This is a genomic window from Micromonospora rhizosphaerae (assembly GCF_900091465.1).
Classification (GTDB): Bacteria; Actinomycetota; Actinomycetes; order Mycobacteriales; family Micromonosporaceae; genus Micromonospora; species Micromonospora rhizosphaerae.
In genome coordinates, this window is the sequence record NZ_FMHV01000002.1 from 4,193,720 (window position 1) to 4,219,488 (window position 25,769).

The window sequence follows — 25,769 nt, forward strand, 5'->3', positions numbered from 1 at the left end:
GCAGGACATCTGGGGAGGCGAGACGTGCAGGCGCGGGACCGCATCGGCGACCGGTACGAGCTGACGTACCCAATCGGGCGCGGCGGGATGGGTCAGGTCTGGGCGGGTTACGACGAACGGCTCGACCGACCGGTGGCGGTAAAGTTCCTCCGTCAGATGGAGGTGCCGGAGGACGAGCGAGAGGTCGCGGTGAAGCGCTTCCGACGGGAGGCACGGGTCACCGCCCGGCTCGACCACCCTGGCGTGCCAGTTGTGCACGACTTGGGTGAGCACGGTCCGGACCTCTACATCGTCATGCAACTCGTGCCCGGCGTCGTGCTCGCCGATCTTATCGCCGAGCAGGAGGAGCTACCCGTAGGACAAGCCGCCTCGATCGCGGCGCAGATCTGCTCGGTGCTCGCCGCGGCGCACGACGCTTCGCTGGTGCACCGTGACCTGAAGCCCCAGAACGTGATGATTACGCCCTCCGGAGTGGTCAAGGTCCTCGACTTCGGTGTAGCCGCACTGCTCGGCCCGGCCGAGGCATCCCGCTTGACGGCCACGGGTCATACGCTGGGCACTCCGGCGTACATCGCGCCGGAACAGGCCTCAGGCGGCGTCGTCGGACCTGGCGCGGACCTGTACGCGCTCGGGTGCATCCTTTTCGAGATGTTCGCCGGGAAGCCGCCCTACGAAGCCAAGAACGCTCCCGACATGCTCCGCCGGCACATGCAATCACCGGTCCCCATCGTCACCGAGTACCGGTCGGACGTGCCCGACGACTTGGCGCATCTCCTGTTCTGCCTCTTGGCCAAAGACCCCGCAGATAGGCCGGCATCGGCTGCAGAGATCCAGCAGCTCCTCACGCCCTTTCTCGAAGGCGCTCACAGCCTCGGGGTCGTGGCCACGCGGACGGTCAAGCCCCACGCGCCTGTACCTCCGTCCGGAGCCGATTTCCTGCCACCGCAGAGGTCCCAGCCGGAACTGGTCGAGCTGCGGGCACGGGCACGGGAACTGGCCGAGAACGAACGGTTCGTGCAAGCGGCCGACGTGTTGGAGGACGCTCTCCGCTCACAGCCCCGTGTGGAACCGCCCGCTGCAGAGATCCTCGCTCTAAGGCTCGATCTCGCCAACCTGTACGTGCTTGCAGGCGACTTCCGGCAGGCCCGTCAGGCGTTTGAGGCGCTGGCGCGAGCCTTAGACCAGTCAGAGGACGACCATCTTGCTGAAGAGTGCCGGCGACAGGCGACGGCTTGCCAGCTCGAGTTGGGCGAGCCAACCGCAGTCGCTGAGCCGCCCGCCATCCGTTAACTCTCGGATGGGGTTCCCCGATCAGACACCGCGGCATGCCCGGCGCTTCGCACGGCATCCTCTGATCGTCGGCATAACCTCGCAAGCGGCCTCCAGAGTGGACGTAGGTGGAGGTGCCGCTGCGTAGGTTCGGCGGCAAGGCTCGTGTTGCTCTCTCCTTGCGTTCTCGAGTCCACTAATCCAGCGCTTTAGCAGCGACGCCCCCGTCCAATCCACGGAAATGCTCATTTGTAAACCCATTTTGGTAGGTCACTTGGGGCGGGAGGAGTTGTCGCGGCTGGGGCATTCAGGGACCCCGTCCGGCACGGGCGGCCCGAGCCGGATGAGCGGTGGTCTTTCACCTTTCAAGCTAGTGCTGACGCTGCATACGGTCCGGCTCTTGACGTCAGTTGCTCTGATGTAAATAATCGTACGACTCTCCTCTTCCAGTAGGACGTGCCACCCATCCTTGTACGAAAGCGTGTATCCCACCCGCCATGCACCGTTCGTAAGCGTTAGCTTCTCGGGTGGGACCCACGGTTGTCGCAGAATTTCGGCCACTACGCGCGGCTTGCTCGGCGGCTGATAGATTTGATCGACGAATGCCAGCACGAAAAGTGCCGTGAAGGCCATGCCGAGCGGCAATAGGCGAAACTTGATGCCCGTCCAAGAGAATGACCTGTCTTCGCGTGCGTGACGCCAGCGACGCCCGGCATTGTGGGCCAGGACGACTGCGCCGAGAGCATAGAAGAGCGTCTGGACTCGCCAATCTGCCGCCACCAGTAGAAGGTCGCGGGGTGACTCGACGCCGTCTGTTAATGCCTGCCACATTGCAGGGAATGAGCGCAGATGACGCTCATTTTCGGCCACCCAGTCGAAGTAATGTGCCGGGGCGGTAACAATCACCAAGAAGCGTCGCGACCCCGTATGCAGAGCTGCTGTGAAAGACGAGTACGCCGGTGACACGAGCATCATTGCAACACCGGTCAGGAGTGCCGCCAATGCCTTCCGGTAGAGAACTAAGGCCAGAAAGAGAAGCGGAAAGAAAGCGGGAAGAAGAGGAATAACCGTGCCTAAAATCGTATTAGCGGCACCATTGGCTGAAGCTATTGATGTTGCTGTTGCCGTATCATAGTTGGCAATTAAGATAAGCCGCGTCCCCGTGGCTAGCAGGATGACGATCGGTGAAGCAATTAGAGCCTTTACCGTGGTTGAAGCTGAAAATGAGAGGTTGCGGGGTACGCGATTTGCTTGAATTGAGACCGGCTGTGCGGCCGGCGCAGGCGGCGTTTCCCGCTGGACTTCCTCACCGTCGCTCGCCACAACGCTCCCCTGGTATGGCTAGCGCCTCGTTAGTCATGGAAGGGCTATCTTCATGCAAAGGTTGACGATCACGAAGCATGAGTCGGGTGGCCGACAGAGCGTGCCAAGCAGTGGCTCGCTGTCGCCCTAGGCCGGCAGGTAGCTGCTCAAGCAGCGCAGATCGCTGAACGACTTCTGGCTGCGCCGCTGGCTCGCCGGTGGCGGCATATGCGGGCAGTGGCAGCTAAGGCCCGTCAGCCGGGACCGGTGCTCGAACAGGGTGGCAGACATCCTGACCGCATCGGCGTGGCTGGCGCATTCCCCGCCCCGACGACATCGGGGCTGAACCTCATGACGTGAGGCCGTCGCTCTTAATGGCCGCGACAAGGGCCATCCATGCCTGTGACGCGTAGGTGAGCGTCGGTCCGTCCGTGTCCTTGGAGTCGCGTACGGCGACGATGTCGGGGAGGTTGTCGGCGACCTCCACGCACGCGCCGCCGTTGTCGCCGCTGCGGGTGCTCTTGCGCCAGACGGCGCCGGTCAGGTCAGTCATGCCGCATCTCCCCGATGACTCTCTTGATCATGTCCTTCGATTCTGCCTCGCCGAGGGCGAGCGCATCCAGACCCCTCCAGACGCGCTCGTAGGCGGCCAGCTCGTCAGGCTTGTCGAGGTAGAGCGCCCCGGTCAGCGACTCGCTGTAGACAATCGGCGGTTCCGGCGCCGCCCGGCCGCCCTTGGTCGCGGGGAAGTCGAGAATCATGAAGGTGCCTGCGACCGCGCCGGGCTGAGGGCCGGCCGCCAGCGGCAGCACTCTCGCCGAGACGTTCGGCAGCTCGGACAGCTTGATGAGGTGATAGAGCTGGGCGGTCATGACGGCCGCCCTTCCGACGGTTCGGCGGAGCACCGCCTCTGATAACACCGACTCCAGTCGAGGAGCGGCGGGGAGTCGCCGAGTGAGCAGCGCCTGCCGTTGTAACCGTACCTGAACGGCGCGCTCACGCTCCTCATCGCTCAAGGTCCGCCCAAGGCGGTAGAGCGCGTGAGCGTACTCTTTGGTCTGAAAGATGCCGGGGATCAGGGACTCGTCATAGCCGCGGAGACGGGATGCGGCGGATTCCAGGCCGACGTACAGCTCGAACCAACTCGGCACCGCGTCCCCGTACGCGTGCCACCAGCCCTTGGACTTCGTTTCGGCCGCCAGCCCGCGCATCGCCTCGGTCATCTCCGGCGACACGTTGTACAGCTCGCACATCGCCTTGACGTCCAGCGCCCGGACCGCGCCCAGGCCGCACTCGATCCGCCAGATCTTCTGCCGGCTGTATTCGAGCGCCTCGGCGGCGGCGTCGAGCGTCACGCCCGCCTCGGTGCGGAACTGTCGCAGCAGCCGGCCGAGCTGTCGGCGTGGCACGGTCGAGCCGATGTCCTCTGCCATCCGGGCACTCCCTGGTTCCATTCCGCAACACCGCGTGACACGCCCCTGGAACATCTTTGGGTTTCAGGAAAATAAGTCAAGGTTTGTCCCAGAAAATCCGCTGTCAAACGTTGCCTGTCCACTTCGTACTGTCACAGGATGACTACCGGCGCGGCGGCCGGGCGATCTCCCCGACCGGCCGCCGCGCCTCTCGATCGGCAATCCGTTGAGCAGCCCTGGTGCCGCACCGCTGAGGAAAGCTGCGGTGTCAGGGCGGGGTGTGTCCGCCCGTGCGGAGCTGGGCGGGCGGGCCCACCCCTTCCACGAGCAGGAGGGGCAGGCTGATGAGCGTCCGCGACGATCGACCGGGGCAGGGGAGCGAGGCGACCGCCTACCGCTCGTCCGCGTACCCCTGGCTGCTGCCATGGCAGGTGCGCGAGCGCCGCTTCCCGCTGGCGCGGCTCGGGCGCCGCGGCCTGGACCCGGTCGAGGTGTACGCGTACCTCGACCGGGTCGCCGGCGACATGCTGGCGCTCTACGCCGAGATCACGAAGAACCGCCAGGAGACGCTGCGAATCAAGGCCGCGCTGCGCTGCTGGCAGTCCGAGCAGGCCCGTCGGGCGAACGGCGAGCGCCGGTGACCGAGCGCTGGGTAATCCACCTGCCGGTGACCGCCGCCGACCTGCCCGCCGCGCAGCGCCTGGCCCGGGTGGTGGCCCGGTGGACCGGGATGCTGCCGCAGGCCGACCCGGGGGAGACCACCGTGTCGGCCGAGGACGACCAGAACCTACGCCATCGGGTCTTCTGCGACCGGCTCCTGCCCGGCGGGCGGCGCTGCCTGCTCCGTGCCGACCACGACGGCCCCTGCTCCCGCCGCCTCCGCCGCTGACACCGGTTCGGGCCAAGGATGCGACGTCTCCCGCACCGTCCGTAGGGTACGTGGAACCGAAGCCCTGTTCGCCGGAGCGAAAGCTCGCGGCATCGAGCCTGGCGCACTCATCCGCAAGTTGATCGAGCGTGATTGAAGGCGGCACCAGTGATGGCGGCGTATGGCGGCGGCCTCGAATTGAACTGCGAGTCGTGGCGGTTGTCCACTGGACGGCGGCGTCCGCCCGGGCATCCCCCGTCCGGCCGGTCGCCGGCGCTCGACAGCCAGTTTCCGCGCCACCGGCCGCCTTTCCGTTGATCTAAAGGTGCCAATCACCTGGCTTCGCTTTGCGTCCGGCAGGCATCATGAATGGACCCCTTCGAGGAGAGTCCATGCATGCGTACGCCGTTCCAGAGGCGACCTCGTTCGCATTGCCCGCTGCCTTTCCCGATCCACCGCCCCTGGTGTACCAATTCGCCGCTGCCGTATTCACCTTCATCGCGGTCGGCGTTCTGACCCGCATCGCGCTGGTCGTCGTCCGTCGCCGGCCGCTGCCCACCATGGCCGCAGTGCCGGGCGGCCTTGCTCACCCGTCCGGGAGCCCGCGCCGCCAGCGCGTGGTACCCGCCGACGTGCCGCCACCGCCGGGCCTGCTCGTCGGTCGGGACGTCGAGATCGACAGGATCTGCCAGTACCTCACCGAGCACGGGCGCGACGGCGGTGGGCTGGTTGTCATCCACGGCGACCCGGGTGTCGGCAAGACCGCGCTCGCGCTCACCGTGGCGCACCTTGTCGCCGATCAGTACCCAGACGGTCAGTTGTTGCTGCGCTTCTACACGGCGGACAACCGGCTGCCGGAGGAGCGGTTGGAGAGCCTGGTCCGGTCCCTGCGCGGCCCGCGCGAACGGATGCCGGGACCGGCCGAACTGAGCCGGTGGTACCGGAACCATACCCGCCATCGCCGGGTACTGCTCATCCTCGACAACACCGGCGACCTCGACCGGATCGAACCGCTGCTGCCGGCGGGCGCCAAGTGCCTGACGATCGTGACCTGCCGTAGCCCTGTGTCCGAGCTAGCCCCGCACCTGTCGATCGGGCTGGCTCCGCTCGGCTTCGATGCCGCGATGGAGTTGCTGGACCGGTTGATCGGCGGCAGGCGGGTCGTTGAGGAGCGGGCGTCCGCCAAACGCGTCGTGACGGCCTCCGGCGGCTACCCGGTGGCGCTGCAACTCGCGGGTGCTGTCCTCACCGTGCGCAAGAACTGGACCCTGGAGCACGTCGTGCGGCGTATCCCGGACCCGGCGCGCGCCGAAGGTTCCACCCTCGAAGTGCCGTTCCAAGGCATCCTTGATCTCGCGTTCGCCCTGCTCACCAGCGAAGAACGGGAGGCGTTGGCGCTGCTGGGCCTGACCGACCAGCGGCGTCCTGTGGAACGCTGGATGCTGACGGCGCTCTACAACGGCGCGCACGACGACCGGCGACTCACCGACGCCATCGCTGGCCGACTGCTCGATCGGCTGGCCTCCGCCCGCTTCGTGGAACGCCGGTTCGACGACCATACCGGGCTGCTGGTCTTCCGGGTTCCGGCGCACGTACACAGATACGCGCTGAACCGGCTGAAGGGCCTGATCCTGGCCCCGCAACGCCGCAGCGCCCGGAGGGCCCTACACGCGGAACGTAACCGGCGGATTCACCAGGACATCAACGAGGACCTGCGGCACAGCGTCTTCGAGGCCCTCGACGAGGGTCGGCTCGACGACGCGCTGAACACCGCCCGGGAGTCGCTGGCGCTCTGCCGGAACCGGGCCGCCGGGCTGGAACCCGACGACTCGGGATGGCTCCCGCTCGCGGCGGAGGAGGCCCTGACTCTCGCCGCGTTGGGCGAGGTGTACGCCGAACTGGGGTGGATTGACGAGGGCATCACCTGCGCCGAGGAGGCACGGGACCGCGCCGAGGTGGCGGGGCCGCGCGCATTGCGGGTGCTGGGTGCTCTCCGCCAGCAGCTGCACGACACCCAGACGGCCGCGGACGACCTGTCAGCCGCGTTCGAGCTCGCGCGCGACGCCCGGGATCGCGATGAGGAGATACGGGTGCTGCGGGAGTTGATCCGGTTGGAGGCCCAGCGGGGCGACCTGGACGCCGGCAGGCGACACTACCTGCAGGCTGAAAAGCTCTGCGCCGACCTCGGCGAGACCGGCGTCCGGCAGCGACCTGCCGTCCTCCTCGCGTACGCCCAGTTGTTGCGGGCATGCGGCCTGGCCGGCAGTGCCCTTGTGAGCGGCGGGTCGGTCGACGGCATGGCGGAGTCAGCGGGCGACGGGGCGGAGCTGTCCGACACCGCCGACTCGGTACTCGAGGAGGCGGAGTCGCTCACGGGCAACCGCCGTCAGCGCCTGCGCCGCCCCTGGATTCGACTGCAGCGGGCGCTCGTTCTGCTCGACCTGGAGCGGTTCGACCAGAGCCGAGAATTCGCCGTGGCCGCTCTCGACGGGTTCACCAACCTCCGCCACCGCTACGGCGGTGCACACGCCCGGCTCGCCCTCGGCCTGGCCCACCTCGCCGAGAACGACCTCCCGCTGGCCGCGCAGGAACTCGAGGAGTGCCTCGGCACCCTTCGACGCTGCGGTGACCGGTGGATCGAGGCGGAGGCGGCGACCCGGTTGGCCGTGGTCTACCACCGGACGGGACGGACCGGCGAGGTGGTCAAGCTGCTCACCGCCGCCCAGCAGGCGTTCACGAATCTGGGAGACGAGCGGGGCCTGCAGCGCGCCAGCCGGGCGCTGTGGGAGGCGCGCACATCAGGCGATCTACTGTCGGCTCCCGCGCCGGATCGCGGACCCGGGACCGTCGGGTCGAAGGGCCCGGCCCTGCTGCGCTCAGCTGCAAAAACCAGGGCCGGCGCCACTACCTCTCAGGCGGGCGGCTGACCCGCACCACCGGCTTCGAGGGGAGGATCCTTGTCGTTACGCTCGTTTGTCCAGCGGCTGCGCCGCAGCCGCGGACAGGTACGCATCGCCCTCGCCGCGACCGTAGCCGGCCTCGGCAGCCTGCTCGGCACCGCGTACGACGCCATCCCGGCCGTCCTTCACCTGCCCGCCCTACTGCTGATGGGTCTGCTCGGCGGCCTCGCCGTGCTGCTGACCGACCCTCCCGAGAAAAACTACGAGCAGATCCCGGTCGGTGCTCCGCAGGCACCGCGGAAGCGTTCGGACCGGCGGTCGCGCCGCCAGCGGTCGAGGCTCGACCCCGCCCGTCGGTGGTTGGCCGGATGGCGGCGCAGGAGGGTACCCACGCTGCCGTCCCCGGACGAGTTGTTCCGCGGAAGGGAGCGCGAGTTGAGGGAGCTCCAGGGCCTGCACGACATCCAGCGTTCCCAGCGCCCATCCGGCGTTCGCTCGCTGCTGCGCCACGGTCCGGACCGCCGAGCCCGTCGCCGGGCCGCCGGGCCGGTGGTGCTGCTGGTGCACGGCATGGCGGGGGTTGGCAAGAGCAGCCTGGCCGACGAGCTCGCGCGGCGGCTGGCCCGGTCCTATCCCCATGGTCAGATCGTCGTCAACCTCGGCACAGGAGGCGCGGCACGCAACCCGGCGGAGATCCTCAAGGACTTCCTCATCGCGCTCGGGTGGGCCGAAAGCGAGATGCCGGACACTGCGGTGGGACGGGCCATGATCTTCCGCTCGTTGACCGCGAAGAAGAAGATCCTGTTCATCCTGGACGCCGCGCGCAACGCCGACCAGGTGTGGCCCGTGCTACCCAGCGACCCGGCCGCCGCGGTGATCATCACTAGTCGCCGGGCCCTGGTCTGGCCGGACCCGCTGGTCGAACCGTCCTATTCGCTCAACCCGCCCGACGAGGACGAGGCCTTGGCCATTTTCCGCGCGGTGTCCCGCACCGGCGAGAGCGTCCGGCCGGAATGTGCGGCAGAGGTCGTACAGCTCTGCGGCCGGCTACCGCTGGCGCTGCGGGCGGCCGGCGAACGGGTTTCCAAAGACGGGGCGGACATCTGCCAGATCGCCGCGCTGCTACGGGAATCCCGCTCCCGGCTGAATTGGCTGGACCGGCCGGGGCGCTCGCTGCACGGACACCTGCGGACCGAGTACGACCGGCTGCTGCCGCGCGAGCAGCGGGCGCTGTGCATGCTTGCGTTGATTCCCTCGGCCACCTTCGTCCCATGGGTACTCGGCCCGCTGCTGGAGCTCGACCCGGCCGAGGCGGAGGCGCTGGTGGACCGGCTCGCCGCGGCGCAACTGCTGGAGGACCTCGGGCCCGACGTGATCTCCCCCGTCGCCCGGTACGGCCTGCACCCGCTGGTCAAGCTCTTCGCCACCGAGCAGGTTCGGCAACTGCCAGCGTACGAGGTGGAGGAGGCGCAGGAGCGGCTCGTGCGGACATACGCGGCGATGGCGGGGGCCGCGCTGGCGATCCTCGAACCGGACCTGTCCGGCAACGCCTGGGCCGAGGCGGACCCGCACTCGAAGTTGCCGGCCCTGATCGCCGACCACCCGGTCGCTTGGGTGCGCGCCGAGTACCCCAACCTGTTGAAGGTCATCGAGAGCGACCTGGGCCGGGATGCGGACTTCAGCCCGCTGTGCTGGCGCATTGGGGCGTGGCTCGACGGCTGCGTGGCCGAGGAGATCTCCCAGGAGGCGACCCTGCGTGCATACGATCGGGCCGTGGACGCGGCCGAGCAGAACGGCGTCGACCTCGGGGTGGTCGACGTTCTGCTGGCCAAGGGCTCGTACCTCGTGGCCGTGGAGCGGTACCGGGACGCGGAGGCGTGCTTCGGCCGGGCAGTCGAACGGGCGCGACGGCTAGCCGGGGACCCGGCGACCGTGGGGGCAGCCCGGCGTCGCCTCGCTGTGGCCGCCCGCAAGATCGGCGAGGGTTTCCTGCAGGCCGGGGCCTATACGCACGCGGTGGAGCGGCTCGAGGAGGCCGCGCGGCTGGCAGAGGTCGCCGGGGAAAAGATGGAGCAGCGGCTGGTGGGCATCCTGTTGGCCGAGGCCCACCACGTGGACTTCCGGGCCGAGGCGGTGCGTGACGAGATCGTCTACGATCAGCTGACCGAGTCGACCCGCTACCGGATCCGGCTGTCCATGTCGGAGGCCAGTAGGCGCCGCGGGGACTGGCAGAGCGCCGCGGAGTACCTCGACCAAGCCTCCCGCTGTATGGGGGGCGACCAGCGCCGGACCGCGACTCTGCGGTACCGCCGGGCGCGGCTGCTGCTCGAGGAGTGCGCGGCATCGCCGGCCGGCCCACGTCCGCGAGCGGCGAAGCCGGGCCTCGCCGAGGGAGCCGTCCGGCGGGCCGCCGGCGCCGTGGTCGCCTTCCGCCAGATGGCTAATCCGATCGGCGTGGTCCGAGCCCAGTGCCTGCTCGCCCGCGCCGTGCTCGCCCTGGGACACCCGGTGGAGGCGGACCAGATCGTCCGCACGGCGGAACGGGACCTGGACGCTCTGCTGGCAACGGACGAGATGCCGGAGGTGCTGGCCCCGCTGGTCGCCCGGCTCTGCCGGGTCACCGGTGAGATCCGGCTGGCCGCCGGGGACCGTTCCGGTGGCCGGCAATTGCTGGTGGATGCAGCGACCGCATTCTCCGCTCAGAAGGACTGGGCGGGCCTGCGCGGAGTATTGCGCCTGCTCGAGTCGGTCACCCCGGCCGGGCCGGTCCCCGGGGCGAACGGTGGTCCGGCGGCCATCACGGCTCCATGGTGGCCGGCTCGCGAGGCGATGCCCGTGCTGGTAGCCGCGGGGGCGGGGCCACTGGCCTTGGCCCCGGCCGTGACGGACACGCTAGCGGCGCGGCTGGGCAGTCAGGTGGTCCAGCGGGTGCAAGACGAACTGCGGCAGGACCTGGCACGGGAGGAGCCGGTGGTCTTCCGGGGCGCGCTGGGGGCAGGGCTCGATGGTGCCGAACTCGCCGAGGGACACGGGGCGGCACCCGTCTGGCGGGTGCCGGTCGGGGAGACCTGCGAGCTGACCGTACTGGTGGCCACCGGCTGGCGGGCGTACGCAGGTGAGCCAGGGGGCCGGCCCGACCTGGTCGGCGTGCAGGTGTGGCGGGAGGTCGTGGCCGCTGTGGGGACGCCGGCCTCACACGTCGACCTGACCGTGCTGGTGGACGCGCCGTTCGTCGAGGTGGCCGAACCGGAACTCACGGCCGGGTGCCCCGTGGAGGATGGCCGAATCTGGCACCGGACGTCGGTGCGAGCCACCACGCCCGGCGGGCACGACCTGCGGATCAGCTTGGTGGCCTCGGGCCGGCTGGTGCAGTCCCTGCCGATCGAACTGATGGCGGAGGATCCGGGGGAGGGCGCGTGAGCGGCCGGCCCGAACGCCGCCCGGACGTGACCGTGTGGTGCCGGACGGTCGACGGTGGCGTCCAGCTGCGGCTCACCGCCGCCGACGGGTCGGCTTCCCTCACCGTCGGACTCGCCGCCCCCGATGTGCTGCGCGCCTGTCACCACAAATTCGGCCGCGCCATCGGGGCGGCAGCGGACCGCTGCCGAACCGGCCGGTCCCTGCCAGTCAACGCCGCCGCGGACGCGCTGAGCACGATGGCGAGGGCCGGCCGCGTCTTCCTGTCGGAGGCGCTGCTGGACCCCGAAGCGGACCTGTACCGGATGTCGCGCTTCCTGCGGGAGTCGTGCCCCACCTGGCGGACCCGCACCCCGCACACCCCCTTGATTCACGTGCTGGCTCGCTCCGACCAGTACTTCCCGTGGGAACTGGTGCCGCTGTTCGACCCGGTCACCCGCGGCCGGGCCCGGGACGTCGCCGAGCTGGCCCAGGTCGCGTCCGCCTTCACCGGCTTCGCAGTCGTGGTCGAGCGCAGCGACCCTGACCGGCCGGTGGACGACTCCACCCTGGACGGCTGGGACCGGCTGCCCCTGCGGATGATGTACGACTCCCGTTACCCGGGCGCCCAGCAGGAGCTGGGCTTTTTCCGGGGCAGGGGGGACCTGGTCCGGCTGCGCGGTCCGTACCCGCGCGACGTCGGCGACGAGACGGCTCCCACCGTCGCCCGGCAGCTCTGCGATCCCACACTGGGCGTGGACGGGCGCCCCGACGGCCCGCTCGACCAAGTGGTGCACTTCTCCTGCCACTGCGAGGGCGTGGGCGATGGAGACCGGATGCCGGGGTACCGGCTCGCTGACGAGCAGGGCCGGGAGGTAATGCTCCTCCTGGACGACCTGGTCGACGAGTTGATGCGGATCTGGGCGGACCCGGATTCCTCTCCGCCACCCGATCGGCGGCCGCCAATGCCGCTGGTGTTCCTAAACGCTTGCGGGACCGCTGCGCTCGACCCGGCCACTGCCACGTCGCTGCTCAAGCCCTTCGCCCAGAACCGCAACCGGGGCATCATAGGGACCGCGGCGAACGTCCCGGACGGGGCCGCGGCCGCGGTGTCCCGCTGGTTCTACACCAACCTTCTAGCCCACGGGATGGATGTCGGGCAGGCCTTGCACGCGGCGAAGTGGCGGCTGCTGCAGGACTGGGGCAACCCACTCGGGCTGCTGTACTCCGTCCACGCGTACGCCGGCCTGCGGGTCGCGCCGGTACCGACGTACGCCGTACCCGTCCCGGGAGGCGACGCATGAAGACCCTCCTGAGCGACCTGTGGCACGAGACCCGCGGTGGGTTCGACCGACTCCCGGTCTGGCTGCCGGGCACGTCCATGCGCCTGGGCGACATCGGCGTGTTCGGCGACGGGGGCTGGACCACGCACACAACCCTGTCCGCCCTGGGCATCCCGTTCTCGGTCGGGCCCGTCGGCGTGCCAACCAGCTTCGACTACGCCTCCAGCGACGGTGCCGAGGTGAGATCGTGGGTGGGCGCGAACGGTGAGCCGCTGCCAGGGATGGTCTCCGGCAACGCTGGCTTGCGCATTCGCTTTTCCCGCGCGGGCGCGTTCGTGTTGAAGGCCGGAGCGGTGCGGACCCGACAGATCGTCGAGCTGGACACCCTCGACGGGCTGCTGGTGCAGCGCTACCAGCGCGGCGACTGGCGCCGGGAGTGGGTGCTGGTGACCGAGGTCGCGCAGGGCGGACCGGTGCTGATCCTGGTGTCCGCCAGTGCGGACGGCGAGGCCGTGGTCGACCTCGGCGTGAAGGCGGTGGCCGCTGGGGCACCACTGGCCGGCGGCGGGACGGGCGTCAGCGTCGGATCCTCTCGCGGGCTGGCTGCCACCTTCACCAGCCAGCGGCAGACGACCGTGCTGTGGCGCGGTCGGTGCGTGCAAGACCGCTGGTGGCAGGACGGGCCGCGAATTGAGGCAACGCGGGGCAGGGAGGACGGGCCCGGGATGGTCGGACCGTCGGCCACAGCTGCGGAGCCGACCGTCATCGAGGTCGAGTACCCGGAGGACCTGTCCGAATCGCGGTGAGGAGCTGGTCCGCCACAGGGCGGCGGTGCACGCCGGTCGACCCGTACCGTGACGGCAGCTTCATAACCAGGAGGTGGTCGCGCCTGCTGCCCGAGCAGGGGGGAACCGAGCTCAATCGCTGAGGTGGTCCTTCAACGCGTCGAGTTGGCGGTCCCAGTCGCGGGCCAGCGCGGCCAGAAACTGTTGCGCCACTTGCATCGGGGCGGAGCGGAGTCGGTACCGCACCCGGCGCCGCTCTCCCGGTTCGGCCGTCACCAGGCCGGCCTCGGCAAGCAGGGCCAGGTGCTTGGCGATCGCCTGCCGCGTGATCGGCAGGCGATCGGCCAGGTCTGTGGCCGTGGCAGGACCGCCCGAAGCCAGCGCGGCAAGGATGCCGCGCCGGCTCGGGTCGGCCAGGGCGATGAAGACCTGTTCGGCGATCGCCTCGATGTCAGGCGGCATTGAGGTACTCGACCAACTCGCCCAGCTCGCTCGCCCAGCCCTCGGTGTTGCCGGCGTACGCCTTGCGGTAGTCGTCTTCCGGCAACTGGGCGAAGCCGGACTCGACCACGGTCAGCCGCGTGCCCGCGCCGACCGGTTCGAGCGTGAACTCGACGTAGGTGCGGCGCGGATCGTCGTCGGGCAAGCCGTAGATGTGCCAGGTGAAGCCGAAAACCGTTGGCTCCTCGACCCGCTCGATACGCAGGTCGGCCCGGTCGCCGCTGGTCCAGGTCACCTGGGCTGACCCGCCCGGGCGTAGGTCGATCGTCGCCCGGTTGCCGAACCAGGTGCCCAGTCCCTCGGCCGTGGTGAGCGCGGCCCAGACCTTGGCCGGTGGGTGGGCGAGCTCGACGGTCCGTTCGATGCGATCGGGGAACCCCATGACAGCCTCCAGTGAGTAGCAACCGTTCAGTTGCTACTCACGCTATTGCAATCGACCGGTTGCGTCAAGGGTTCAGCGTTGCTGGACGGGATCCACCGGTGGTGCCCGGATGGCCACCCGCGTTCGGCCGTAGGGTTGGACACACAACGAACAGGAGACAGGGACGATGCCGAAGGCCTACTGGATCAACACCTTCCGGTCCATCAATGACGAGCGGAAGCTCGCCGCCTACATCGAGCTGGCCGGGCCGGCGCTGGGCGCCGCGGGCGGCAAGTTCCTGGCGCGCGGACTCCCGGCTCACGCGTTCGAGTCCGGAATCGTGGAGCGCACGACGCTGATCGAGTTCGACAGCGTCGACGCCGCTGTCGCCGCCTACAACAGCCCCGCCTACCAGCAGGCGCTGCGGGCGCTCGACGACGGAGCCGAACGCGACCTGCGCATCATCGAAGCGGCGTCCTGACGCACGCCGCCCCTCCGCGCCGACCACGACGGCTCCTGCGCCCGTCGCCTCCGCCGCTGAACGCGGCGGGGGCGGGCTCGACGGCTCAACCGCCAACCCGGCAATTCGCGGCCGCCTCACGGTCGAACAGCTCACCCTCCCGATCATCGGATCTCGAGGAGGCCGCTGTCGGGGGGCACCTTGCTGGTTCGCCCGATCGGGATGAGGCACCGTCACCCTTTTCCGGGAAGGCTGTCGAGCGAGGCAGGAGTTCGCCGGGCCCTTGAGGTGAAGTGCCCTTGACGGTATGGACGCGTCGGCAACGGTTGAACGGCGACCCGGCCGGAGAGGAGAATCAGGTGGAATACCAGGATTTCATCAACGCAGTGGCCACGCGGGCAAAGGTGTCGACCGATCAGGCGGCGGCACTCACCCGCGCGACGTTGGAAACATTGGCAGATCGGATCAGCGCCGGCCAGGCTGAGGACCTTGCCTATCAGCTTCCCGAAGGGCTTGACGACTGCCTGCGCCAAGCGATTAGGCGGGAACAGCCCAACTCGTTGCTCGGGCTCGAGGATTTCGTGCAGCGGGTGGCGGAACGCCCGGGCGTCGACCGTGCGCTCGCCGCTGCCGGGGTCCGCGCGGCGCTCACCACGCTACGTGAGGCTGTTTCCCGTGACGAGTTCGAGGACACGGTGGCCCAGCTTCCGAAGGAGTTCTGGCAGGTGATCGAACCGGTGGGTGCCGGTGGCCTGCCGCGCCCCGGCTCGTAGCACGCACAGTCGAGGCAGGAGCAGGTGTGCCCGCGCCGCACGCGGGTACGCCGTTGCCAACTGGACCCAGGAGGCGTGGATGGCGAGCGAGGCGCCGGACTACTTCCAGCCCGAGGGTGGGCTGGTGCTCACACACCTGCTGATCGTGCGGGATGTGGACCGTTCACGGGAGTTCTACCAGCGGGTGCTGGGAGCGACGGTGGTGCGGGAACGCCAGCCGGCGATCCTGCGGTTCCACAACAGCTACATCGTGATCAACAACGAAGGCGGTCCGACCGACGACAAGCCGGCCATCCAAGCCCAAGCCCCGCCGGATCCGAACACACTCAGCGGCGCGATGAACGTCCGGGTCACCGATGTCCGTACAGTCTATGAGCAATGGCGATCACGGGGTGGGGAGTTCCTGACCGAGCCGAAGGATCATGGCGTCGAGATCCGGTGCTACCTGCGCGACCCGGACGGCTACCTGATCGAGCTCGGTCAGGGCACCGGGATCCTGGCCGAGATGGGTCGGGCCGCCACCGCCTGACGATCGGCTCACACTGCTCTACGGCGTCGCTTCCGGCGGGTCGTCTCGCTGTCGAGTCCTGTGGGCCGGCGGAGCGGCGGGGTGGTTAGGCTGTCCGGATGCAGGGGGCGGTGTGCTGGAGCGACCTCGATGGCTGATGCCGATGATGTTCGTCAGCTGGCGCTGGCGCTGCCGCACGTGGTCGAGATCGACAGTGACGGCTTCGACTTCCGGGTCGCCGACAAAGGGTTCGTCTGGTCCTACCCCGAGCGCAGACCCGGTACGCCGCGCCTCATCCGGACCGACATCGCGGTGCTGTACGTCGGCGACGAAGCGGAGAAGCAGGCGTTGCTCCTCGGCGAGCCCGAGGCTTTCTTCACCACGCCGGCGTATGACGGGTTGCCCCTGGTCATGCTGAGGTTGACGCAGGTGAGCGTCGATCGCCTGAAGGAGCTCGTCACCGACGCGTGGCGCATGCGTGCCCCGGACTCGCTCGTCGGTGACCTCGATGACGGCACCGACTCGTTGAGCCCGGATCTGAGCAGAGCCGATCAGTAGGCCGCGGTAGCGGCTCCCCCGATGCCGCAGGCCGAGCCTTAGCTGGTCCGGGAACGCACCATCGACGGACTGCGCGCCGCAGCCGCTGCGGGCGCCGGCCGGTCGCGGTCATGCCGGCCAGCTCGACATCGCCCGCGTCCGCCAAGCCCGCGGCGGGTCAGTCACCGCAATCGCCGGCAATCTCGGCGTGGGCCGCTCCGCCGGCGGCGACCCCCGCCGGCTGCTGGCGGACTTGCGTCACCTCGCGCACCGCGTCCGTGTCGCCCAGCGGGCGACTGGTCTCCGCCGCTCGAATGGTCATTGCTGCCGAGATTCCTGAATGTCGACCTTGAGCTGAGCCGCCAGGCTGTAACACAATCCTCGGAGTTCCTCGATCCGCTCGTAGACGGCTTGCTCTCGATCCGGCGACAGCGACCCGCTCCAGTTGATCGACAGATCGTTGATGCTTCCCATGCCGCCGTATGCGTCCAGCCAGTAATCAAGGCCAGCCGCATCCCCAGCATCCAAGCGGGTAAGTGCTCGGTCCGCCCACTGTGCCCAGTGCTCGTTGTCATGCCGGCGTAGCAGCTCGCGCAGCTCGACGAGCGCGGACCGGAACCGCCGAAGGTTCCAATCGATACGCGACTGCGGCACCTCGACCACGGCCGGCCTCCTCGTGTGGTGCTTGATGAATCCGAGTGCCGCCTAGACATCGTCCTCGTCGACTCGGCACAAGCGCCTCCCGCGACCCGGTGACCCCTCTGTCTGTAAGAACTGCGCGCGCCGTCCGGCGGTGTCCGTCCGTGTCCGTCGACCTCGGGCGAGTGTCCGCGCTCCTTCGCCGACGGCCATCCTGGTCCGAGGTCGGTTGCTGTCGCCGTTGCTAATGAGACCTAACCTCCTTGTGACTGCCGGCGCGGCCGGCGACAATCGGCGGGCGGAGTGTGCCTATGAGAGTCCTGCTGCGAGTCCTGCTGCCGCTGGCCGCCCTCGTGGCGCTGGCGGACTGCTCGACCTCGCCCCGGCCTGTCGAGCCATCCGCGTCGGCCGTGCCGTCCCCATCACGCTCTCCGGCAAGGTTCGACAAGGCTCTGCACGACGAGCTGATCGAGATGCTCGAGCGTGACCAGGACGAGCGCCAGGGCCGTCCCCAGGGCGAGAGTGATCAGCAGCGCACCGCCCGGTTGAAGGAGATCGTCCACAAGTACGGCTGGCCGACCATCGATCTCGTCGGCAAGGACGGCGAGGATGCCGCCTGGGCGATAGCCCAGCACTCCGACTTCGACCTCGCCTTCCAGCAAGAGGCGCTCGCACTGCTGCGCGAGGCCGCCGCACACGGTCGGGCGTCGCCGGGCAACCTCGCATATCTCGAGGATCGGGTGGCAGTCGCGAAGGGGGAGCCACAGGTGTACGGGACGCAAATGCGGTGCGGCCCGGACCCCAGTCCCCGCGACCCCGATCCGGGACGAGCCCGGCGTCGACCAGCGGCGAGCGGCGGCGGGCCTCGATCCGCTGGCCAGCTACCTGGCCGAGATGACCGCGATCTGCGCCCAGGACGCGAACTAGTCTGCGGTAGGGGTGCGGGGTGTCGCGGCCCGCCCTGGTCGGTGCTCCTGGAAGTCTCTCGGGTGAGGGCCCCATGTCTACGTCCGGTTTCTGGCGCTGAAGCCCTTGACCTCTTTGAGCCGACGATGAGCCCGCTGTGAGCGCAGAGTGCCATGCCGGGAGAATCCCTGAATCGCGGGCGGGGCGCATCTGCCGCCCCGATCCGGCGGAGTAGTGGAGCGAGGCGGCACCGGTGGCCGACGGCCCGAGGTAGGCGACGGGTCGTGTAGAGAGACGTGTGGCCGGTCAGCTCGATGGGCGCAGCGAGCTGAACCGTACGCCGGTGGCCTGTTCGGACAGCTCCCACAGGCGGCGGCCGTGGTCTGGGTCGGTCGCGGCCGCGGACAGTTTTCCCGGCGCGGGGTGGCCGCGCAGCTCGGCCGGCCCGCCGGGGGCGACGAGCTGGCCCGGCCGCGCCGTCGGGTCGGTGGCGGCGAACAGCTGCGGCCAGGCGCCGTGGTCGACCGGCTGGGCGAGCAGCGGGTTGCCGATCCGGCCCAGCAGTATCCGCCAGATCGGGGTGGTGGTGCTGGTCTGCAGGTTCGTGGCGGTGTAGCCGGGGTGGGCGAGGATGCTACGTAGCGGGCTGGCCGCGGCGCTGAGCCGGCGGTGCAGCTCACAACCGAATATTGCGTTGGCCAGCTTGGACGTGTTGTAGAAGCCCATCGGGGAGTAGCCCTGCTCGCCGGTCGGGTCGGCGAAGGGCAGCCTCGCGCGCCGGTGGTTGACCGACGTGACCGTGACCACCCGCGGGTCACGGCCGGCCAGCAACAGCTCGAGCAGGAGCCCGGTGAGGGCGAAGTGCCCGAGGTGGTTGGTGGCGAACTGCACCTCGTGCCCCTGCGGGCTGAGGGTGCGCGGCGGGGCCATCACCCCGGCGTTGTTGATCAGTACGTCCACCCGGCGATGCTCGGCGTGCATCCGGTCGGCGAACTCCCGCACCGAGTCGAGGTCGGCCAGGTCGACCCGCCGTACCTGCAAATCGACGCGTGGCCGGGTGGCGGCGATGCCGGCGGCCGCACGGCGGCCCTTCTCCTCGTCGCGGACGGCGAGCACCACGCGCGCGCCGCGGGCGGCGAGCGCCCGGGTGGTGACCAGGCCGAGTCCGCTCGTGGCTCCGGTGACGACGAAGGTGCGGCCGCTCAGGTCGGGGATCCGTTCCTCGGTCCAGCCATCAGCAGTCATGCGTCCCACTGTGCTGTCGGTGACACCATGTGTCAAGGCGTGCGTTAGATGTCATGGTGGGCATGACGTAGCATCGGCGAATGAGATCTCGTGCGGACAGCAGCATGGCCGAACGCAAACGCCAGCTCGTCGCCGACGAGCTGCGCGACGCCGCCCTGATGCTGCTCGCCACCCGGGGCTTCGACGTGGTGACCGTCGACGACATCGTGGCGGCGGCCGGCATGTCGCGGCGCACCTTCTTCCGCTACTTCGCGTCCAAGGAGGACGTGGTCGTCCGGTTCCTGGCCGACATGGGCGCGGACATCGTCGCCGAACTCGCCGCGCGGCCGCGCACCGAGCCGCCGTCGGTCGCGCTGCGCCACGCCGTCTGGGTGCCACTCGCCGCCTGCACCGACCACCCCGACCACGCCGAGCGAGCCCGGGTCGTGGTCCGGCTGATCCTGGACACCCCTGCCCTGCAGGCCCGCTGGCTGGAACGGCAGATCCAGTGGCGCGCCGGTCTAGCCGCCGAGCTGGCCGCCCGCCGCAGCCTCGACCCGGACACCGACCCCTACCCGCGGATGGCCGCCGGGATGGCCCTGCTGGCATTCGACACGGTGCTCCAGCAGTGGCAGGCGGGCGACGACGAGCAGCACCTGGCCGAGCTGACCGACCGGGCGTTCGCCGTCGTGGCGCCGGCCCTCGACGCGCCTACCGCGTCGCACGGCGCCGGCTGAGCGGCACCCCGGGAGCGCAATCCAGTCGGTCGACTGCGTGCAGATCGACGTACGGGGAGGCTTGCCGCTCTACGCTCCTGTCCTCCGTCTCGGTGACGACGCCGACGCCATGCCTCTCTCGGCGCTCGACTCGTACTTACGGCAGGATGCCGAACGCAAGGTCGAACAGCTGCGGAGCCTCAAGGCCGGCGCCGCGCGTTCCTGATCGAGATGCAGAGGCGAGCGCCCGATCAGCGGCTACGAGCGGTCGTGCGTGCGGCTGTGCGCGGGCGGGCCTTACCTTGCTCGGCCACGCCCACCCGGCCGGCGTTGACGGGGTCGGTGCGGTACACGGCTACGAGCGGATGTTCGACCGGTCAGCCCTGGTATGGCGGCTGTCCAGGCGGATCGTCCACGGGTCGATCCTGTCGATCCGCAGGTGGGTACCGCTCCACGGATCCCGGCCGAGTACCGCCCGGACGGCCTCCTCGGACTCCGCCTCCATAGCCAGCACCACGCGCACGTCGTCGAGCGGACCGCCCAAGACGATGATCCCTTCGTCGACCAGCAGGTCCATGTACGACGCGTGCGCGAGCCAGTCGGTCTGTTCTTCCATCGGCCTCGCAAGATCCCAATGCGGGCCGGCGTGCGACAGGTGAACGAGATACATGGTCTCGTCCTACCACCGGGGTCACACACTTTCGTTGTCAGCTGGTCAGCTGGTCAGCGCAGCGGCCCGTCTGGCGCCACCACTCGCGGCAGAACAGGATGGTCACGTCCCGCCGATGGAACCTGTGCCGCCGGCGATCCGTCACAGTGGAATGATGCGTATCCTCGCCGCCGGCCTGAGTCTGGTGCTGCTTACTGCCTGCAGCCCCGCCGGCCACGGGGGTCAGCGCGAGGTCCGCCGGCACGTACCCGCTGTAGGCGAACGTGACGACACGTCGTCGACGCGGGGGTCGGTCGCGTACTACTTCTCCCCTCCGCAGCCCTACCCGGGCCCGACGTGGACCAAGGGAGGCCGTCCGGTCGACGGGCGAGAGTTGAACAGCATCGCCGGACCGGATCACTGCGATTGGCAGAGCGCGGTGATGATGCACCTCGGGTGGCCGCTGGGCACCGTCTCTCAGTCGACCGCCGAGATCCGCCAGTTCATCCGTGACCCCGAAGGGGTCATCGGTTATGGGGTTCGCGACAAACTGGCGATCGCCACCGACCTGCCTGATGATGCCCGGGACACCGGATACCGCAACGGCGAACTTGAGCTCTGGCTCTCACCGTCGGATCCAGACGCGGCATACTTGCGGGCAGGAGATGACGTCGAGCGTTGGCCGAGAGCCGATCCCATTGTCGCCTGCCGCTAGGCGTCCGCCATAACGTCCTCAACTCGGCATGTCCGGACGGCAACCAGGTCAGCTCGGCGTGACGCTGCGTAGCGCGCGGATCGCGGCAGAAGCGGATGCTCGGTTCGCCGATCGGCGCGGAAGGGGTAGCGGTGCGCCATTAGTCTTTGCTGCCCGGAGTGGGTCCCTTATTCGCGTCCGACCCAGGTGGCGACGCAGGCCTCATTGCCCTCGGCGTCGGCCAGGATCCACCACATCGGCGCATGCGCGTCGGAGACTAGGCGGCCGCCCGCAGCCAAGGCGGCGGCGATGCGGGCCTCAGCCTGATCGTGTGGGACGGCGACATCGAGGTGCATGCGGTTGCGTTGTGGGCGCGCCGCATCCATGTGCTGCAAACCGAAGCCGGGGCCGCGACGCGCTGGGTCGAACAGGTAGTCCTCGCCGAGCTGGCGATAACCGAGCAGCGCTCGCCAGAACGGCAGCACATCCGCACCGACGAGCGCGTCAAGGGTGACGTTGATGAGCTGCACGGCGCTCGGGTCGGCCGGGATGTCCAGTTGCTTGGCCGCGGCCGATATCCGCCGGGCCAGCGCGATGTGGCGCACTCCCAGGCTCACGGTAACGCCGGCGCGACGCAGATCGATAGCGAGGTACTGCTGTTCGTGCTCGTCGGCGAGCCGGCCGATCTCAGCGACGAGCTCGATGCCTTTGTCCAACGAGCCGGTCGGGAAATAGGCCGAGACCACATGGTAGAGGCAGCGCCAGTCCTCGACACCGTCGGCCGCGTGGAACTGCCCAGCCGTGATCTGCCCAGTCATGCAGGCGAAACTAACATCGAAGGCAAGACGGACGCCCAGCCAATGGCGACCTCGTTCTCCAGGACGAGATCATCCCGCGATGTGGCGTCGATCCGGCATCAGGCGACCCAGAACTTGTTGCCCTCGGTGTCTTGCATGACGACATGACCAAGGACGTCGCCATACCACTCGTCACGAACGACCCTCGCGCCCGCGGCGACCAACTTCGGCACCCGTTGCCGGATCAGTCGGGCGCGAACTGCCGGTCGGGGCGATCGGTGCACTCATCGGTCGATGGCCTTCCGGCGCCCGGAGTGTAGGCACGGGCTTCCGCAAAGCATTGTCAACCAGACGACAGCAGGTCGCTCCGCCGCCCTCCCAGGCCGAGAACCTCAGAAGTCGACCGACTTATTTCGCCAGCCCGCAACACACTCATCTCGGCATGACCGAGCGACCGCTGACCCGATCACCGTGACAGTGAGTAGCGCTCGGATCGCGGCAGACGCGGGCGTTGCGAGTTCAGCCGATGCGCTCAGCCAGCGAGACGATGATCCCTTCGGGCCCCCGGACGTAGGCCATCCGCCAAGCACCCTCGTACTCGCCGATGCCACCGACCAGTCCGTAGCCCTCGCTCGCTGCCCAATCGACAGCGGCCTGCAAGTCGTTGACCTCGAAGGACACGTTTCGCAACCCCAGCTCGTTGGCCATGGCGGCCGGCGAGCCCGGCACGGAGTCGGGCCGCACGAAGCTCGCGAGCTCCAGGCGCGCACGATCGTCGGGCGACTTCAGCATGACGATCTCGGTGCGGGAGTCGGGAATGCCGCAGACCGTCTCCAAAAACTCGCCCTCGACGAACGCCCTGCCCTCGACCTCCAGGCCGAGCGCCACGAAGAAGGCGCTCACGACATCGAGATCTGCGACCGTGATGCCGACGTGGTCGAAGCGTCGTACGTATGACATGGACCGTGCTCCCGTCGTCGTATCGAACATGTTTCTGCCACGGCAGGCGGCGTTCACAGTATCTAGGCCAACCGAGGAGGCCTGTCGTCACCGTGTGACCGTCCACAACTCGGCATGACTGCGCACCGAGCGGCGAGAACGAGCGCGCGGTTGGGCGGCAGATCCGCGCACCTGACCTTGGCCAACCGGTGCCGCGAGACGTGCGATTAGGGTCTGCGCATGGAGGATGACATCGTTCTGCGGCTCGACCGCGCAACCGCCGAAGATCTGTACGTCGCGCTGTACGAGGCCGGAGAGCACATCGCGGCCGGCGCAGCCATCACTCCGCCCACCGCCGAGGAGGTCGAGCGCCTGGGCACTCTTCTGCGGGACCTGGGCCACGCCCTTGGCCGTCGTTGCTCTCCGTACTGCGACCACCTCTAGTTCGTAGGGGGTCGCGCGTGCTCAGCGGCTAGAAGCGTGCAACACCCGCCCATAATCGCGGGCTCAAAAGACGGGCGGAAAGTTGGGAACGAGTGGTCTGCGATGCGGTTCGGCTGAAGCAGCGTTTACCGGGCGTTCGAGGGGCGCGACGCGGCGTCGTCAAGGTGGAGAGCCAGAGCCGTCACTCATATCCCATGGCCGGGATGACCTTGCCGAGTGCTTCTTCGATGAACTCGCGGGTTTCGTCGTCGAATTGGTCGTTGCGGTTCGTCAGCTTGTGCGACCGAAACGTTGAAGGGGTGGCGAAGTCGTCGACGTCGAGCCGTTCGAACAGGGCGCGGCGCTGCCCGGGCCAGTCGGCTGCGAGATCTTCTGCTTTCACCTCGATGTATCGCCTGCCCGTCAGGTCGACCGTGTTCTTCCAGGTGAGCCATCGGTGGTAGACCGGCTTGAGGTAGGCGAGCGCGCCGTCGACGGTGGGCGGTGCCCATGGCTGGGCCAGGTGGGATGCGAGCACTGAGACCGGGTGACGCTTGATGTGCACGATGATCGCTTCGGGGACCAGTTCCCAGAGGAACTCCATGCACAGCAGGTTGAACGGTGTCTTCTCGCACCAGGTCGGCTTGCCCGCGTCGGCGGCTGCTCCGCCGAACATGGTGTCGATCAGGCCCCGCAAGATTCCGAGCAGTTCGCCCCGGTCGCTGAAATACCTGGGAAGTACCCGCCGGCGGCTCAGCGGCTCGAACGGCCCGGCAGGCCGGTCGGCGTGCTCGAAGCCTTCCGCGGGCGCAGGTTCGTCGTATGTGTACGCGATCAACTGCGGCCAGAGCTGTTGCACCGCGTCCCGGTAGCGCCGCTCGCCGACCAGCTCGGGAACGGTTTTGCCGCGATCGTCGCGCCGGCCGGGCACTCGTACGGTGAGGAAGTCGCTCAGCCGGTGCAGGGCGTCCTCACCGACGGTGGGGTCGTATCGATCGGTGAGCGCGTCGGCCAGGTCCCGCAGGCCACCCGGGTCGATGAGAAACCGGGTCTCCATGGGAATCCGATGGATCAGCGGATGTTCGCCGATGATGTCGGCGATCCGTGACGTTCCCGAACGACCCGTACCCGCAACGAAGATCGGTGAGGGAAAAGGCATGGCGAGCAGTCAAACTCTCAGCCCGGCGCCTGTGCAAGCCATTTATCCCCTTCACCCGCTTCGGGCCGGACCCGCACCCGCCGCGCCGAGTGCGTGCCGGACGGCCGTACCGCGCGTCGTGTTCCGCCACCGGATCCGTCACTGGAGCAGCCATGCCGACCGACCCTAGTGATGAGTTGTCGCGCCCGCACTCGTCACACCTACGACGGGACACGACGAGGCGGAAGGATGACGTGATGAGTGCGGACACGCGGCTGGAGGAGCTGGGCGTGAGCGGTCTGGGCGAGAGCGGGCTGGGCGTGAGCGGTCTGGGCGAGGTCGACGAGCCGGCGTTCTCGGGGCTGGCGGAGCGGCACCGGCGGGAGCTGCACGTGCACTGCTACCGGATGCTCGGGTCGTTCGAGGACGCCGAGGACACCGTGCAGGAGACGTTCCTCCGTGCCTGGCGGCGGCGGGAGACCTTCGAGGGGCGGTCGACGTTCCGGGCCTGGCTGTACCGGATCGCCACCAACGCCTGCCTGGACCTGCTCGCCAAGTGCCGCCCGGAGCCTGCGACCGGCGGCGAGGTGCTGTGGCTGCAGCCCTACCCGGACCGGCTGCTCGACGAGCTGCCCGCGGCCGACGCGGACGAGCCGGAGACCGTCGCCGTCGCGCGGGAGACGATCGAGCTGGCGTACCTGGTCGCAGTCCAGCACCTCGCGCCGCGCCCGCGGGCCGTGCTGATCCTGCGGGACGTGCTCGGCTGGCCGGCGAAGGACGTCGCGGAGCTCCTCGGGGACTCCGTCAACTCCGTGAACAGCGCGCTGCAACGGGCCCGCGCCGGCATGCGGCAGCACCTGCCCGCCGAGCGGCAGGACTGGACCGGCGCCGAGGACGACGCCGGGACGCGAGAGCTCGTGCGCCGCTTCACCGACGCCAGCGTGGCCACCGACATCCCAGCGCTGACCTCGATGCTGCGGGACGACGTCCGGTGCTCGATGCCGCCCACGCCGGGGCTGTACGTCGGCCGCGAGGCGGTGGTGAGGGACTGGGTCGAGGACGGCTTCGAGGACCTGAAGGGCCTGCGCGCCGTCCTCACCTCCGTGAACCGGCAGCCCGCGGTCGCCTTCTACCTCTGGCGGGAGAGGGAGGGCGCGTACCTGCCGCTGACGGTCGACGTGCTGCGCGTCACCGGCGGAGCGATCACCGAGGTCGTCATCTTCCACGACGACCAGTTCCCGCGGCTCGGGCTGCCGGAGCGCCTGCCGGCGGACGGCACGGAGTAGTCC

28 protein-coding genes are annotated in these 25,769 nt (G+C 69.0%); 16 read left to right on the forward strand and 12 right to left on the reverse strand.

From position 1 onward, the window contains the following. Nucleotides 1–24 precede the first annotated feature (24 nt). Nucleotides 25–1,290, forward strand: coding sequence for a serine/threonine-protein kinase (locus GA0070624_RS19590; RefSeq protein ID WP_091343150.1), 1,266 nt, complete (start codon nt 25–27; stop codon nt 1,288–1,290). A 249-nt stretch (nt 1,291–1,539) separates the two neighbouring features. Here the strand turns inward: GA0070624_RS19590 and GA0070624_RS34140 are convergent, their stop codons facing one another. The 3 genes from GA0070624_RS34140 to GA0070624_RS19600 all read right to left on the reverse strand — a co-directional run bounded on the left by GA0070624_RS34140 (nt 1,540) and on the right by GA0070624_RS19600 (nt 4,004). Beyond that, a complete protein-coding gene (locus GA0070624_RS34140; RefSeq protein WP_141715095.1) occupies nt 1,540–2,592 on the reverse strand; it encodes a hypothetical protein in 1,053 nt (350 codons plus the stop codon). Nucleotides 2,593–2,920: 328 nt separating this feature from the next. Then, nucleotides 2,921–3,124, reverse strand: a complete 204-nt coding sequence (locus GA0070624_RS19595; RefSeq protein ID WP_091343151.1) for a DUF397 domain-containing protein — start codon at nt 3,122–3,124, stop codon at nt 2,921–2,923. Next, a complete protein-coding gene (locus tag GA0070624_RS19600; protein ID WP_091343153.1) occupies nt 3,117–4,004 on the reverse strand; it encodes a helix-turn-helix domain-containing protein in 888 nt (295 codons plus the stop codon). Before GA0070624_RS19600 ends, GA0070624_RS19595 begins: the two co-directional genes overlap by 8 nt. 323 nt (nt 4,005–4,327) lie before the next feature. On the opposite strand from GA0070624_RS19600, the gene GA0070624_RS19605 reads away from it, so the two are divergent. The 6 genes from GA0070624_RS19605 to GA0070624_RS19630 all read left to right on the forward strand — a co-directional run bounded on the left by GA0070624_RS19605 (nt 4,328) and on the right by GA0070624_RS19630 (nt 13,236). Beyond that, nucleotides 4,328–4,624: a DivIVA domain-containing protein gene (locus GA0070624_RS19605; RefSeq protein WP_091343155.1), complete on the forward strand. Its 297-nt coding sequence runs from the start codon at nt 4,328–4,330 to the stop codon at nt 4,622–4,624. Next, on the forward strand, nt 4,621–4,872 hold the full coding sequence (locus GA0070624_RS19610) for a hypothetical protein (RefSeq protein ID WP_091343157.1): 252 nt from the start codon (nt 4,621–4,623) through the stop codon (nt 4,870–4,872). The genes GA0070624_RS19605 and GA0070624_RS19610 overlap by 4 nt, the downstream gene beginning before the upstream one ends. Nucleotides 4,873–5,243: 371 nt before the next feature. Next, a complete protein-coding gene (locus GA0070624_RS19615) occupies nt 5,244–7,778 on the forward strand; it encodes an AAA family ATPase (RefSeq protein WP_176731783.1) in 2,535 nt (844 codons plus the stop codon). Nucleotides 7,779–7,808: 30 nt separating this feature from the next. Next, nucleotides 7,809–11,171, forward strand: coding sequence for an NACHT domain-containing protein (locus GA0070624_RS19620; protein WP_091343161.1), 3,363 nt, complete (start codon nt 7,809–7,811; stop codon nt 11,169–11,171). Then, complete coding sequence (locus GA0070624_RS19625; RefSeq protein ID WP_091343163.1) at nt 11,168–12,451, forward strand: CHAT domain-containing protein; 1,284 nt, start codon at nt 11,168–11,170, stop codon at nt 12,449–12,451. Before GA0070624_RS19620 ends, GA0070624_RS19625 begins: the two co-directional genes overlap by 4 nt. Further along, nucleotides 12,448–13,236: a hypothetical protein gene (locus GA0070624_RS19630; protein ID WP_091343165.1), complete on the forward strand. Its 789-nt coding sequence runs from the start codon at nt 12,448–12,450 to the stop codon at nt 13,234–13,236. Before GA0070624_RS19625 ends, GA0070624_RS19630 begins: the two co-directional genes overlap by 4 nt. Before the next feature lie 111 nt (nt 13,237–13,347). Here the strand turns inward: GA0070624_RS19630 and GA0070624_RS19635 are convergent, their stop codons facing one another. Both GA0070624_RS19635 and GA0070624_RS19640 read right to left on the reverse strand, forming a co-directional pair. Continuing rightward, a complete protein-coding gene (locus tag GA0070624_RS19635; protein WP_091343167.1) occupies nt 13,348–13,677 on the reverse strand; it encodes an ArsR/SmtB family transcription factor in 330 nt (109 codons plus the stop codon). Further along, complete coding sequence (locus GA0070624_RS19640; RefSeq protein ID WP_091343169.1) at nt 13,667–14,098, reverse strand: SRPBCC domain-containing protein; 432 nt, start codon at nt 14,096–14,098, stop codon at nt 13,667–13,669. Before GA0070624_RS19640 ends, GA0070624_RS19635 begins: the two co-directional genes overlap by 11 nt. A 166-nt stretch (nt 14,099–14,264) precedes the next feature. Here GA0070624_RS19640 and GA0070624_RS19645 point away from each other — a divergent pair, with 166 nt between their 5' ends. The 4 genes from GA0070624_RS19645 to GA0070624_RS19660 all read left to right on the forward strand — a co-directional run bounded on the left by GA0070624_RS19645 (nt 14,265) and on the right by GA0070624_RS19660 (nt 16,376). Beyond that, nucleotides 14,265–14,558 carry a DUF1330 domain-containing protein gene (locus tag GA0070624_RS19645; RefSeq protein ID WP_091343171.1) on the forward strand — a complete coding sequence of 98 codons (294 nt, stop codon included), beginning with the start codon at nt 14,265–14,267 and terminating at the stop codon, nt 14,556–14,558. 338 nt (nt 14,559–14,896) lie between these two features. Then, entirely contained in the window at nt 14,897–15,310 is a 414-nt protein-coding gene (locus GA0070624_RS19650) for a DUF2267 domain-containing protein (RefSeq protein WP_091343174.1), read from the forward strand. Between the two features lie 79 nt (nt 15,311–15,389). After that, nucleotides 15,390–15,839 (forward strand): VOC family protein, encoded by a 450-nt coding sequence (locus GA0070624_RS19655; RefSeq protein ID WP_091343176.1) that lies wholly within the window; start codon nt 15,390–15,392, stop codon nt 15,837–15,839. A gap of 129 nt (nt 15,840–15,968) precedes the next feature. Further along, nucleotides 15,969–16,376, forward strand: a complete 408-nt coding sequence (locus tag GA0070624_RS19660) for an MmcQ/YjbR family DNA-binding protein (RefSeq protein ID WP_091343178.1) — start codon at nt 15,969–15,971, stop codon at nt 16,374–16,376. A 297-nt stretch (nt 16,377–16,673) separates the two neighbouring features. Here GA0070624_RS19660 and GA0070624_RS19670 read toward each other — a convergent pair whose 3' ends face one another. Both GA0070624_RS19670 and GA0070624_RS19675 read right to left on the reverse strand, forming a co-directional pair. Beyond that, nucleotides 16,674–17,018 (reverse strand): DUF6966 domain-containing protein, encoded by a 345-nt coding sequence (locus tag GA0070624_RS19670; protein WP_091343180.1) that lies wholly within the window; start codon nt 17,016–17,018, stop codon nt 16,674–16,676. Nucleotides 17,019–17,416: 398 nt separating this feature from the next. Further along, a complete protein-coding gene (locus GA0070624_RS19675) occupies nt 17,417–17,656 on the reverse strand; it encodes a hypothetical protein (protein ID WP_141715097.1) in 240 nt (79 codons plus the stop codon). On the opposite strand from GA0070624_RS19675, the gene GA0070624_RS36900 reads away from it, so the two are divergent. After that, the gene (locus GA0070624_RS36900) at nt 17,540–18,061 is read left to right on the forward strand and encodes a DUF6624 domain-containing protein (RefSeq protein ID WP_425413552.1); all 522 of its coding nucleotides are present in this window, start codon (nt 17,540–17,542) and stop codon (nt 18,059–18,061) included. The genes GA0070624_RS19675 and GA0070624_RS36900 overlap by 117 nt on opposite strands. Before the next feature lie 145 nt (nt 18,062–18,206). On the opposite strand, the gene GA0070624_RS19680 is transcribed toward GA0070624_RS36900, so the two are convergent. Then, nucleotides 18,207–19,145 carry an oxidoreductase gene (locus tag GA0070624_RS19680; RefSeq protein WP_091343184.1) on the reverse strand — a complete coding sequence of 313 codons (939 nt, stop codon included), beginning with the start codon at nt 19,143–19,145 and terminating at the stop codon, nt 18,207–18,209. Nucleotides 19,146–19,225: 80 nt separating this feature from the next. On the opposite strand from GA0070624_RS19680, the gene GA0070624_RS19685 reads away from it, so the two are divergent. Next, complete coding sequence (locus tag GA0070624_RS19685) at nt 19,226–19,861, forward strand: acyl-CoA-like ligand-binding transcription factor (protein WP_091343186.1); 636 nt, start codon at nt 19,226–19,228, stop codon at nt 19,859–19,861. Between the two features lie 334 nt (nt 19,862–20,195). Here GA0070624_RS19685 and GA0070624_RS19690 read toward each other — a convergent pair whose 3' ends face one another. Next, nucleotides 20,196–20,510: a YciI family protein gene (locus tag GA0070624_RS19690; protein ID WP_091343189.1), complete on the reverse strand. Its 315-nt coding sequence runs from the start codon at nt 20,508–20,510 to the stop codon at nt 20,196–20,198. Nucleotides 20,511–20,664: 154 nt separating this feature from the next. Between GA0070624_RS19690 and GA0070624_RS19695 the strand changes: the two genes are divergently transcribed. Continuing rightward, nucleotides 20,665–21,204, forward strand: a complete 540-nt coding sequence (locus tag GA0070624_RS19695; RefSeq protein WP_141715098.1) for a hypothetical protein — start codon at nt 20,665–20,667, stop codon at nt 21,202–21,204. A 167-nt stretch (nt 21,205–21,371) separates the two neighbouring features. On the opposite strand, the gene GA0070624_RS19700 is transcribed toward GA0070624_RS19695, so the two are convergent. Continuing rightward, nucleotides 21,372–22,001, reverse strand: a complete 630-nt coding sequence (locus GA0070624_RS19700) for a VOC family protein (RefSeq protein WP_091343194.1) — start codon at nt 21,999–22,001, stop codon at nt 21,372–21,374. Nucleotides 22,002–22,499: 498 nt separating this feature from the next. Next, nucleotides 22,500–22,970: a VOC family protein gene (locus GA0070624_RS19705; RefSeq protein ID WP_218105214.1), complete on the reverse strand. Its 471-nt coding sequence runs from the start codon at nt 22,968–22,970 to the stop codon at nt 22,500–22,502. Nucleotides 22,971–23,159: 189 nt separating this feature from the next. Here GA0070624_RS19705 and GA0070624_RS19710 point away from each other — a divergent pair, with 189 nt between their 5' ends. Beyond that, the gene (locus GA0070624_RS19710) at nt 23,160–23,363 is read left to right on the forward strand and encodes a hypothetical protein (RefSeq protein ID WP_091343199.1); all 204 of its coding nucleotides are present in this window, start codon (nt 23,160–23,162) and stop codon (nt 23,361–23,363) included. A gap of 181 nt (nt 23,364–23,544) precedes the next feature. Here GA0070624_RS19710 and GA0070624_RS19715 read toward each other — a convergent pair whose 3' ends face one another. Then, nucleotides 23,545–24,399 carry a sulfotransferase family protein gene (locus GA0070624_RS19715; RefSeq protein WP_091343201.1) on the reverse strand — a complete coding sequence of 285 codons (855 nt, stop codon included), beginning with the start codon at nt 24,397–24,399 and terminating at the stop codon, nt 23,545–23,547. Between the two features lie 338 nt (nt 24,400–24,737). Between GA0070624_RS19715 and GA0070624_RS19725 the strand changes: the two genes are divergently transcribed. Beyond that, nucleotides 24,738–25,766 carry an RNA polymerase subunit sigma-70 gene (locus GA0070624_RS19725; RefSeq protein WP_091343205.1) on the forward strand — a complete coding sequence of 343 codons (1,029 nt, stop codon included), beginning with the start codon at nt 24,738–24,740 and terminating at the stop codon, nt 25,764–25,766. Nucleotides 25,767–25,769 lie beyond the last annotated feature (3 nt).

Excerpts from the sequence above, each read along its gene's own strand:
- GA0070624_RS19615 (WP_176731783.1), top strand. The coding sequence starts at position 5,244 with ATGCATGCGTACGCCGTTCCAGAGGCGACCTCGTTCGCATTGCCCGCT.
- GA0070624_RS19695 (WP_141715098.1), top strand. The coding sequence starts at position 20,665 with ATGCGTATCCTCGCCGCCGGCCTGAGTCTGGTGCTGCTTACTGCCTGC.
- GA0070624_RS19655 (WP_091343176.1), top strand. The coding sequence starts at position 15,390 with ATGGCGAGCGAGGCGCCGGACTACTTCCAGCCCGAGGGTGGGCTGGTG.
- GA0070624_RS19680 (WP_091343184.1), bottom strand. The coding sequence starts at position 19,145 with ATGACTGCTGATGGCTGGACCGAGGAACGGATCCCCGACCTGAGCGGC.
- GA0070624_RS19605 (WP_091343155.1), top strand. The coding sequence starts at position 4,328 with ATGAGCGTCCGCGACGATCGACCGGGGCAGGGGAGCGAGGCGACCGCC.
- GA0070624_RS19725 (WP_091343205.1), top strand. The coding sequence starts at position 24,738 with ATGAGTGCGGACACGCGGCTGGAGGAGCTGGGCGTGAGCGGTCTGGGC.
- GA0070624_RS19600 (WP_091343153.1), bottom strand. The coding sequence starts at position 4,004 with ATGGCAGAGGACATCGGCTCGACCGTGCCACGCCGACAGCTCGGCCGG.
- GA0070624_RS19710 (WP_091343199.1), top strand. The coding sequence starts at position 23,160 with ATGGAGGATGACATCGTTCTGCGGCTCGACCGCGCAACCGCCGAAGAT.
- GA0070624_RS19660 (WP_091343178.1), top strand. The coding sequence starts at position 15,969 with ATGGCTGATGCCGATGATGTTCGTCAGCTGGCGCTGGCGCTGCCGCAC.
- GA0070624_RS19630 (WP_091343165.1), top strand. The coding sequence starts at position 12,448 with ATGAAGACCCTCCTGAGCGACCTGTGGCACGAGACCCGCGGTGGGTTC.
- GA0070624_RS19645 (WP_091343171.1), top strand. The coding sequence starts at position 14,265 with ATGCCGAAGGCCTACTGGATCAACACCTTCCGGTCCATCAATGACGAG.
- GA0070624_RS19705 (WP_218105214.1), bottom strand. The coding sequence starts at position 22,970 with ATGTTCGATACGACGACGGGAGCACGGTCCATGTCATACGTACGACGC.
- GA0070624_RS19715 (WP_091343201.1), bottom strand. The coding sequence starts at position 24,399 with ATGGAGACCCGGTTTCTCATCGACCCGGGTGGCCTGCGGGACCTGGCC.
- GA0070624_RS19635 (WP_091343167.1), bottom strand. The coding sequence starts at position 13,677 with ATGCCGCCTGACATCGAGGCGATCGCCGAACAGGTCTTCATCGCCCTG.
- GA0070624_RS19685 (WP_091343186.1), top strand. The coding sequence starts at position 19,226 with ATGAGATCTCGTGCGGACAGCAGCATGGCCGAACGCAAACGCCAGCTC.
- GA0070624_RS19595 (WP_091343151.1), bottom strand. The coding sequence starts at position 3,124 with ATGACTGACCTGACCGGCGCCGTCTGGCGCAAGAGCACCCGCAGCGGC.
- GA0070624_RS19700 (WP_091343194.1), bottom strand. The coding sequence starts at position 22,001 with ATGACTGGGCAGATCACGGCTGGGCAGTTCCACGCGGCCGACGGTGTC.
- GA0070624_RS19690 (WP_091343189.1), bottom strand. The coding sequence starts at position 20,510 with ATGTATCTCGTTCACCTGTCGCACGCCGGCCCGCATTGGGATCTTGCG.
- GA0070624_RS19640 (WP_091343169.1), bottom strand. The coding sequence starts at position 14,098 with ATGGGGTTCCCCGATCGCATCGAACGGACCGTCGAGCTCGCCCACCCA.